Raw genomic sequence first — 8,094 nt, 5'->3', positions numbered from 1 at the left:
CCCCCGGCCCCCTGCCCCCGCTTCGCGGGGGAGGGGGAGAACTACGATTCTGCGTGGAAGCGGCTTTGTGCAGAATCTCGCCCTCTCGCCAACCCCTCCCCCGAAGTTGGGGGAGGGGTCGACGCCGAGCCGCGAGGAATGAGCGGCGCAGGCGTCGGGGGAGAGGGCCCCCCGTCGCGCCAGCGACGGCCCCGCCCCCCGCCCGATCTCGGCCATGGAGCACGGGCTGGGGTGTACACCCTCTCCCGCGCAGTTTGCGGGAGAGGGTGCGAGCCTAAGCGAGCGGGTGAGGGCCCCCCGGGCGGGCCCGCGAGCCCATCCAGTCCACGCGAAGCTCCCCTCGTCGATCATCACCCCACCCCCTCCCGCCGCGCGACGGCGGACAGCCGGATTCCGCTCATGGGCCCGAGCAGCCGCGCGGCGGCCAGGCGCGCCAGGTACCCGGCCGTCGTGGCGCGCCGCCGGAGCGGGCTGCCGATCCACCCGCCCGCGCGCCCGCTGACGGCCGTCAGGTGCGCGGCGGCGCCGACGCGATCGAACGGCTCGTACTCCGCCGAGACCAGCGTCCAGCCGTGTCGGCCCAGAAAGATGCGCAGCGCGTCCGGCGTCCACCGGAGCACGTGCTGCGGCGGATAGTCCCAGAAGTCGCTGCGGCCGATGCGCTCCGCGTGCCCCACGCGTCGCGTGTAGCGCCGGTCCGCCGGGCAGCCGATGAGCAGCCGCGCGTCCGGCGCGGCCACCGCGCCGATGGCCTCGAACACGTCGTCCGGCGCCTCAAGGTGCTCGATCACCTGGAACAGCGCCACGCACCCGAACGGCTCCGGCCCCGCGAACGCGCGCACCTCCCGCACGTCCGCCACGTGCGCGTCCAGCCCGCGCGCCTGCGCCGCCTCCACGGCCGCCCGGCCGAAGTCGATCCCCGTCGCTCGGTGGCCCAGCGCGACGGCGCGCTCCAGGAACTTGCCGTCCGCGCAGCCGATCTCCAGCAGCCGCAGGGGCGCCTCCATCCGCAGCAGGGCCAGCGCGCGCAGGTGGTCCCACGCGATGCCGTACGACTCCGGCGGATAGTTGCCCGCGCTCCACGACCGCGGCGGATCCGCGAACTCCAGTCCGCACCGTGTGCAGCCCAGGAACGCCGTCGAATCCGCGCCCAGGTCCGCGCGGACGCGGGCCCGCACATCCGCCGCGTCGTGCCCGGCCCAGGCGTCCTGGCGCGCCCACGCGTCCGCGATGCGGTCGGCGGGCATGCGCTCCACCACCGCGACGGAATCGGACCGGCACGCGGGACAGGGCCTCACGGGAGGGGCACCCCGGCGCCGCCGTGCTCCGGCACCAGCCGCAGGCGGATCAGGATCGGTCGAAGCCGCGCGGGAAGCGGCAGGTCCGCGTACAGCGGGCGCATCCACCACACGTACACCAGCGCCAGCACGGGCGCGGCGGCCAGCGGCATCCACAGCGCCGTCCGCCACCCCGCGATGCCGACCGCCGTCCCCAGCAGCAGGAGCAGGACGGCCCGCGCGGACCACGGCGCCAGCGCCCGCCGCCACAGGTCTCCCTGCGTCAATCCACTGACACGGCGAAGCTGATGCACCGCCGCGGGATACGCCACAAGGACGACGCCGATGGTCGCCGCCGCCGCCACGCCCGCCAGCCCGAACATCCGCCCCAGCACGATGGCGGACCCCAGGTGGACGACGCCCTGGGCGACGGACGCGGCGCCGATCTGCACCCGCGCGCCCAGCGTGGCCGCCGTGCTGAACAGCGCATGCGCCAGCGACAGGGCGACGACACCGGCCGCCAGCAGCACGTTGGTCCCCAGCCCGGCAAAGCGGTCGCCGCCCACCCACAGCGCCACGAAGCTGGGGTTGAACGCCAGCACCGCGCACCCCACGGCCCCCGCGCCGATGAGCGTCAGGCGGATGATGGAGACGGCGATCTCCGCCGCGCGCTCCGTCCGCCCCTCGCCCTTGAGTTGCGCCAGGCCCACGAGGCCCGCGTCCGGCACCTGCCAGCTCATCTGCGTCAGCACGTCGCCCAGGCGCGCCGTCATGGCGTAGGCCACGGCGGCCACGGGACCGGCGATGGACAGGATGACGAGGTTGCTCGTGGCCGAGATCATCCGCCATCCCAATCCCCCGATCCACCCGCCGATCCCCTGCGTGGTCACCTGCCCCAGCAGCCGCCGCGAGGGAAGAACCCAGCCGCGCAGCAGGTCCGGCGCAATGCGGCGGACGCGGACTAGGCTGGCCGTCGCCACGAAGAGCGTGGGCACGGTGGCGGCGGCGGCCAGCGCGTACAGCCCCTGCCCCGCCGCCAGCATCCCCACGATGATGGCCACGTTCAGCGCCGCCTGCGCGATGCCCAGCGTGCCCGCGAACGTCACGTCCTGCAGGCCGATGAGCGTGGCGTGAAAGACGCGCACGGGGTACGCGGCGGCCATCCCCGCGACCAGCAGCATCAACGGGCCGATGACGGCCGCCCGCTGCGCATCGGACACGCCCGTGATCCCCGGCGCGGCGGCCAGCAGCCCCAGCGCGATCCCGGCGAACGCGACCGCCGCCAGCGACGCCGCCGCCAGCCCCGCCGCCACAAGGGCGCGCATCTCGCCCCGCTCGCCGCGCCCGTCCGCCTCCGCGATGAGCCAGGGGAGGACGCCCAGGATGCCCAGGTCCGCCATCGCGCTGTACGCGATGAGCTCGCCGAAGCCCAGCCACACGCCGTACGCCTCGTTGCCGACCCGCGCCAGGACGAACGGCACCACGAGGATGCCCGACGCCAGCGCCAGGCCAAACTGCAGGTAGCCGAAGGTGGCGGCGATCCCCGCGCGTCGCGTTCGGCTCACGACGCGTCCCGGCGGCCCGTCGCGAAGCGCGCCGCCTGCCGCGCCGTGGCCACCCACCCGGCCGGCGTGGCGCGCCGCAGCCACGACGCGCGCGTGCGCCCGTGCTCCGCGCGGATGGTGTCGCTCCACCGTTCGTAGAACAGGCTGCCGTTGCGCAGCCCGATCTCCATCCGCCGCTGCGACGGCGTGCGCGCGTACGTCGTGCTCAGCTGGTGCACGTACGCGCCGTCGCGCTCGTAGCCGTGCGTGGCGGACTTCCATCCCGCCGCGCGGAGACGATAGCAGAGGTCCGATTCGTCCCACTCCGTGGGCCGGAACGCCTCGTCCAGGGGACCGACGCGGTCGAGGGCCGCGCGGCGCACGACCCACGGCCGCATGACGCCGTCCACCTCGTACAGCCGGGCCCAGTTGAGGGGCGCGGGGCCCAGCGTGCTTTCCATCCGCCGCCAGTCCACCGTGTCTTCCCAGGTGCGGACGGGCGCGTCCACGTGATGGAACCACAGGCCGCGGCTCAGGCTCAGCAGGCCGATGTCGGGGTAGGCGCGAAGGGTGGCGAGCAGCTCGGGGACCATCCAGCCGGCGCGCAGGAACATGTCGTCGTGCCAGCTGAGCACGAGCGAGCCGCGCGCCTCGCGAAAGCCGCGGTTGGTGCATACGAGCTCGTGCGCGTCGTCCTCGTGGGCCACGCGCAGGGCCGGGCCGTCCCAGCCGCGGGCCAGCAGGTCCGCCAGGTATTCGCGGGTGCCGTCCGTGCAGCCGTCCTCCACGACGATGAGCTCCACGGGCTGGTCCGCGGCGAACCGGCGCCAGCCCTCCAGCGCCTGCTTGAGCGTGGGCAGGTTGTCGTGCGTGGCGATGACGACGGACAGCTCGATCCCGGCAGGCGGCATGCGGTCGCGGTGGATGGAGGGCGAGGTGGATGGAAACGGTGCGGCGGGCTCGCCGCCGGCTGCGCGCGGCAGTACACTATCGCGCGCCGCGCGGATTGCGCGAGGGCGGGTGCGGGCCCGAGCGGACAGGCGGGCATCCTGCCGCTCGCAGAGGGCCCCCGCCCCCTGCCCCCGCTTCGCGGGGGAAGGGGAGAACTTCATCGCGCGGGATGTCCGCAGCCCGGCGTTGAGCTCGTTGAAGTGTATACCCTCTCCCGCGCAGTTTGCGGGAGAGGGTGCGAGCGACAGCGAGCGGGTGAGGGCCCACGGGTGAGGCCCCTCGCCCATCATCTTTATCCTCCGGACGATGCCCCCACGCTGGATTCGCGCCCTGCGCCACGCGCCCGAGGTCCCGCGGGCCCTGCAGCGCTTCGAGAACTACGGCGAGCTGCTGCGCGCGTACGTGCGCCCCGGCTCGGCCGCGTTCCCGCTGGAGCTGCGGATGCGGAGCGGCTGGCGGCTCACCGTGCGCGACGGCCACGACGCCGCGACGGCGTGGGTCATCTTCTGCCGCCAGGAGTACGACGTGCCCCTGCGCGCGCGGTGCATCGTGGACATCGGCGCCAACTTCGGCGCGTTCTCGCTGTACGCGGCGGGGCGGGCGCCGTGGGCGCGCATCGTGAGCCTGGAGCCGCATCCGGACGAGTATCCGCGGCTGCGCGACCACGTGGCCGCCAACGGCCTGGCGGATCGCATCACGCCCATGCAGCTGGCCGTCGCGGCGGAGGCCGGCCATCGCTGGATGGATGCCGATCCCGCGCATCCCGGCCCCTCGCGCGGCATCCACCCGCCCACGGAGGGCGAGCAGCCGGCGGAGTCCGTGCCCGTGCGCGCCGTGACGCTCATGGAGGCGCTGGACCGCGCCCGCGCCGTCACCGGGGCGGACCGCATCGCCCTGGTCAAGATGGACATCGAGGGCGCCGAGCACGAGATCCTGCCCGACCTGCACCCCGACACGCTCTACGACGTGGACGCGTGGGCGATGGAGTACCATCCCAACGGCCCCAAGGCCCCGCTGTTCGCCGCGCTGGAGCGTGCCGGCCTGCGCCTGGTGCGGGACGTGGAGGCGCACCCCAATTCCGGCGTGGCGCACTTCCGGAGGATGTAGGGGCGAGAGGGTCAAGCACGAAGGCGGAAGTGTCTGCCGGCCCGCCGAGGCCCCCCGGCCCCCTGCCCCCCCCGGCCCTCGCGCAGGGGAGGAGGAGAACTTCATCGCGCGCAGGCTACCAGGATCCCCTCTCGAACCCACCTCCCTCCCCCACGCAGTTTGTGGGGGAGGGTCGGGGAGGGGGGCGCTCCGCCCGCGACGAGTCCCTGCTTCCGCTCGCCATCCCTACCCCCAAGCACTTCCGCACTTCCGCACTTCCGCACTTCCGCACTTCCGCACTTCCGCACTCTCGCACTCACGCACTCACGCACTCACGCACTCACGCACTCACGCACTCACGCACTCACGCACTCACGCACTCACGCACTCCCGCACTCCCGCACTTCCGTCCCGCCTCACGCACTTCCGTTCCGCGCGTACGCCTGCAGGTTCATCGCGAGGGGCGATCGCGCGCCGAAGGGGATCGCGCGGGCGGCGAGGGTCGTACCGCGCAAAAAGGCGACGCGGGCCGCGCGGCGCGCACCGGGCACCTCCGGCGGCAGCACGGGCGCGGCGGCGCGGATCTCGATGTCCGTGAAGCCGGCCTGCTCCAGCGCCATCCGCAGCGCGCCGGGCGTAAAGTGGCTCACGTGCACCAGGTTGTCCGCCACCGTCGGCCGGTATCCGCGGAACACGCGGCCGCGGATGCGCTCCTTGAGCAGCTGGTTGGGCCCGTGCGGCACCTTCACGGCGATCCACCCGTCCGGTTCCAGCACCCCGCGCACGGCCCGCAGCGCCCCCACCGGCTCCGCGATGTGCTCCAGCACGTCCACCAGCGTCACGGCGGCGTAGCGTCGCCCCTCCGCCTGCAGGTCGCGCAGGTCCGCGCGGTGCACGGGCAGCCCCGTCGCGCGCGCCGCGTAGGCGCTCGTCCGCGGGTTGAGCTCGATGCCCTCCGCCCGCCAGCCCGCCTGCGCAGCGAGGTGGATCAGCCGCCCCACGTGCGCGCCCAGGTCCAGCAGCGTCCGCCGCTCCGCCGGGATGCGCTTTCCCAGGTCCCGCAGCGTCTCGCGGAAGATGAGGTCCTTGGTGCCCTCGTGGAACTCGCCCTCCATCCATTCGTCCGACCAGCGCTGGTCGTACATCCGCCCAAAGTAGTCCGGCAGCGTGGGCAGGGCCGCCGGCTGGCCGAACCCGCACCGCGCGCAGCGGACGAGGTCCACCGTGGCGCCCGTCAGCCCGGCGAGCTCGGGGTCCTGCTCCGCGTAGGCGCTGAACTCGAAGATGGCGCGCGTCACGGGCGCCATCTCCCCTGCCCCGCAGATCCAGCACGGGCCCGTCGGCGCGAACGCGGCGTTCCCCGCGGTGGCGGATTCCGTCACGCCAGCGCCTCCTCGATGATGGTCGCCATCAGCGAAGCCATGTGGTCCCAGGTGCGCGTCCGCAGCTCCGCCGACAGGGCCAGCGCGGACCGGTGATGAACATCGATGGATTGCCGCCACGCGCGCAGCCGCCGCGCCAGGTCCGCCGCGTCGTCCGGGTCCGGCAGCAGCAGCGCGCGCAGGCCGTCCGGGATGCGCTCCGCCACGCCCGCGTCCGCGCTGACGATGGCCGGAAGCCCGCAGCAGAGCGCCTCCTGGATGGCGAGGCCGAACGCCTCGTAGCGCGTAGGCGACGCGAGCACGTCCGCCGCCCACAGCACGCGCCGCACGTCCGGCTGAAAGCCCAGGAACTGGATCCGCTCCGCCAGCCCCGCCAGCCCCGCCCGCGCACGCCACGCCTCCAGCTCCCCGCCCGCGCCCACGACGGCCAGCCGCCCGTCCCACGCGTCGTCCGCACATAGCATCCGCCACGCCGCGAACAGCGTGTCGAACCCCTTTCGCCGGTCGCCCAGCGCGCCCACGAAGACGACCGTCGGCCGCGCGTCCGCCCAGCCCAGTGCGCGGCGCGCCTCCGCCCGCTCGTCCACCGCCGGGGGACGAAATCGGTCCGGGTCCGTGCCGTAGTGGACGAAGTACGCGCGGTCGGGATCCGCGCCCAGCAGGTCGATGGCGTGCCGCGCCGTCAGCGCCGAGTTGCCCACGACGACGCGCGCCTGCCGCACGACGGCACGCTCGTCCCGCAGCGCGGCGCGGCGGGCGGCGCGGGCGATCATCCGCCGCACGGGCTGGCCGGCGATCTCCGGCGCGTACGCCGCGTGGACGTAGTGCAGCCAGGCGGCGTTGCCCGCGCGGCAGTTGCCCCCGTTCGCCAGCACGACGGGCCGGCGCGCGTCCAGCATCCGCGCGACCCGCCGTCCCGCGCGGTCCAGGAGCGGAAAGCCCAGCGTGTGCGAGCCCAAGGGACGCGGGACGGCGTGGACGCGGACGTGGGGCTCGGCGGCCAGGTCGTCCGCGACGCGGTGCGCCACGAGGTGTGTCTCCACGCCGTTTCGCGCCAGCCAGGACGCGAGCGCGTGGTTGGCCGCGTCCATCCCCCCCGTCCGGACAAAGTCGCCGGCCACGATCACCCAGGGCCTCACCGCGCGGGATGCGGGAGGGCAGCGAGTGCCTGCTGCCGCGCGTGGCGCGCCGCGGCGAACAGGGTGGCGTTCAGCAGCCAGAACTCCATCCCCGACTGCGAGAGGAAGATGGGATACGAGAACGTCAGCGCCGTGGCGCCGATGGAGTACGCCAGCACGATGGCGCCCCAGAACGGCAGGTCGTGCGCCTCGGGCGATGGGGGCCGCGCCCGGGCAATGCGCCACGCGGCCCACAGAGTGAGGACGAGCGTCAGCAGGTAGGTGAGCAGCAGCGGCGCGCCGCCGTCCACGATCCACCCCGCCCACTGGATCTCCACCCACACGTTCTTCCCCGGCCGGTTGCCGCCAAAGTACGTGGCCGTCATCCCCCAGTGCCCCAGCCCCTCGCCGAACGGCGCGCGCGGCAGGGTCTTGAAGATGGCGTCCTCCAGGAATCGGCCGCGGTTCTGGTAGTACACCTGCGACGGGCTGGCGCGGACCAGCGTGCTCATCCGCTGGCTCACGTCCGGGCCGGCCATGCTCGTCGCGGCCACGTATCCCAGGAGGATCATCATCGCCACGCCGCCCACGAGCGTGGAAAAGCGCCGCACGTCGCGCCGCCAGACCAGGATGCCCGCGATGGCCACGAGGCTGATGCCCGTCATCACCACCAGCGCGCGCACCTGCGACAGGTATAGCGCCGCCACGCCCAGGCCGATGCTGGCCAGCGACGCCC

Annotated in this window: 6 protein-coding genes and 1 pseudogene; 1 reads left to right on the top strand and 6 read right to left on the bottom strand. The window is 74.2% G+C overall.

Going from position 1 to position 8,094, the window contains the following annotated elements:
* Positions 1-350: 350 nt before the first annotated feature.
* The 3 genes from VFZ20_RS28940 to VFZ20_RS28930 are packed head-to-tail and all read right to left on the bottom strand — an operon-like array spanning position 351 to position 3,732.
* The gene (locus VFZ20_RS28940; RefSeq protein WP_329687449.1) at positions 351-1,247 is read right to left on the bottom strand and encodes a class I SAM-dependent methyltransferase; all 897 of its coding nucleotides are present in this window, start codon (positions 1,245-1,247) and stop codon (positions 351-353) included.
* Between the two features lie 47 nt (positions 1,248-1,294).
* Entirely contained in the window at positions 1,295-2,842 is a 1,548-nt protein-coding gene (locus tag VFZ20_RS28935; protein WP_329687448.1) for a hypothetical protein, read from the bottom strand.
* Complete coding sequence (locus VFZ20_RS28930) at positions 2,839-3,732, bottom strand: glycosyltransferase family 2 protein (RefSeq protein WP_329687447.1); 894 nt, start codon at positions 3,730-3,732, stop codon at positions 2,839-2,841. The genes VFZ20_RS28935 and VFZ20_RS28930 overlap by 4 nt, the downstream gene beginning before the upstream one ends.
* A 346-nt stretch (positions 3,733-4,078) precedes the next feature.
* Between VFZ20_RS28930 and VFZ20_RS28925 the strand changes: the two genes are divergently transcribed.
* Positions 4,079-4,879 carry an FkbM family methyltransferase gene (locus tag VFZ20_RS28925; RefSeq protein ID WP_329687446.1) on the top strand — a complete coding sequence of 267 codons (801 nt, stop codon included), beginning with the start codon at positions 4,079-4,081 and terminating at the stop codon, positions 4,877-4,879.
* Between the two features lie 395 nt (positions 4,880-5,274).
* Here VFZ20_RS28925 and VFZ20_RS28920 read toward each other — a convergent pair whose 3' ends face one another.
* From VFZ20_RS28920 to VFZ20_RS28910, 3 genes and pseudogenes are all read right to left on the bottom strand, one after another.
* Positions 5,275-6,240: a class I SAM-dependent methyltransferase gene (locus VFZ20_RS28920; RefSeq protein ID WP_329687445.1), complete on the bottom strand. Its 966-nt coding sequence runs from the start codon at positions 6,238-6,240 to the stop codon at positions 5,275-5,277.
* Positions 6,237-7,379, bottom strand: a complete 1,143-nt coding sequence (locus tag VFZ20_RS28915; RefSeq protein ID WP_329687444.1) for a glycosyltransferase family 4 protein — start codon at positions 7,377-7,379, stop codon at positions 6,237-6,239. The genes VFZ20_RS28920 and VFZ20_RS28915 overlap by 4 nt, the downstream gene beginning before the upstream one ends.
* A pseudogene (locus VFZ20_RS28910) lies at positions 7,376-8,094 on the bottom strand (hypothetical protein); the annotation flags it as partial. The pseudogene VFZ20_RS28910 and the gene VFZ20_RS28915, both read right to left, overlap by 4 nt.

The organism is Longimicrobium sp. (assembly GCF_036280135.1).
Taxonomy (GTDB): Bacteria; Gemmatimonadota; Gemmatimonadetes; order Longimicrobiales; family Longimicrobiaceae; genus Longimicrobium.
Note: the sequence above shows the minus strand (reverse complement) of the source record. Positions and strands in the feature narration are given on the sequence as shown.

Bases quoted from the DNA above. Each gene is read 5' to 3' on its own strand.
- VFZ20_RS28940 (WP_329687449.1), bottom strand. From the start codon at position 1,247: ATGCCCGCCGACCGCATCGCGGACGCGTGGGCGCGCCAGGACGCCTGG.
- VFZ20_RS28930 (WP_329687447.1), bottom strand. From the start codon at position 3,732: ATGCCGCCTGCCGGGATCGAGCTGTCCGTCGTCATCGCCACGCACGAC.
- VFZ20_RS28925 (WP_329687446.1), top strand. From the start codon at position 4,079: ATGCCCCCACGCTGGATTCGCGCCCTGCGCCACGCGCCCGAGGTCCCG.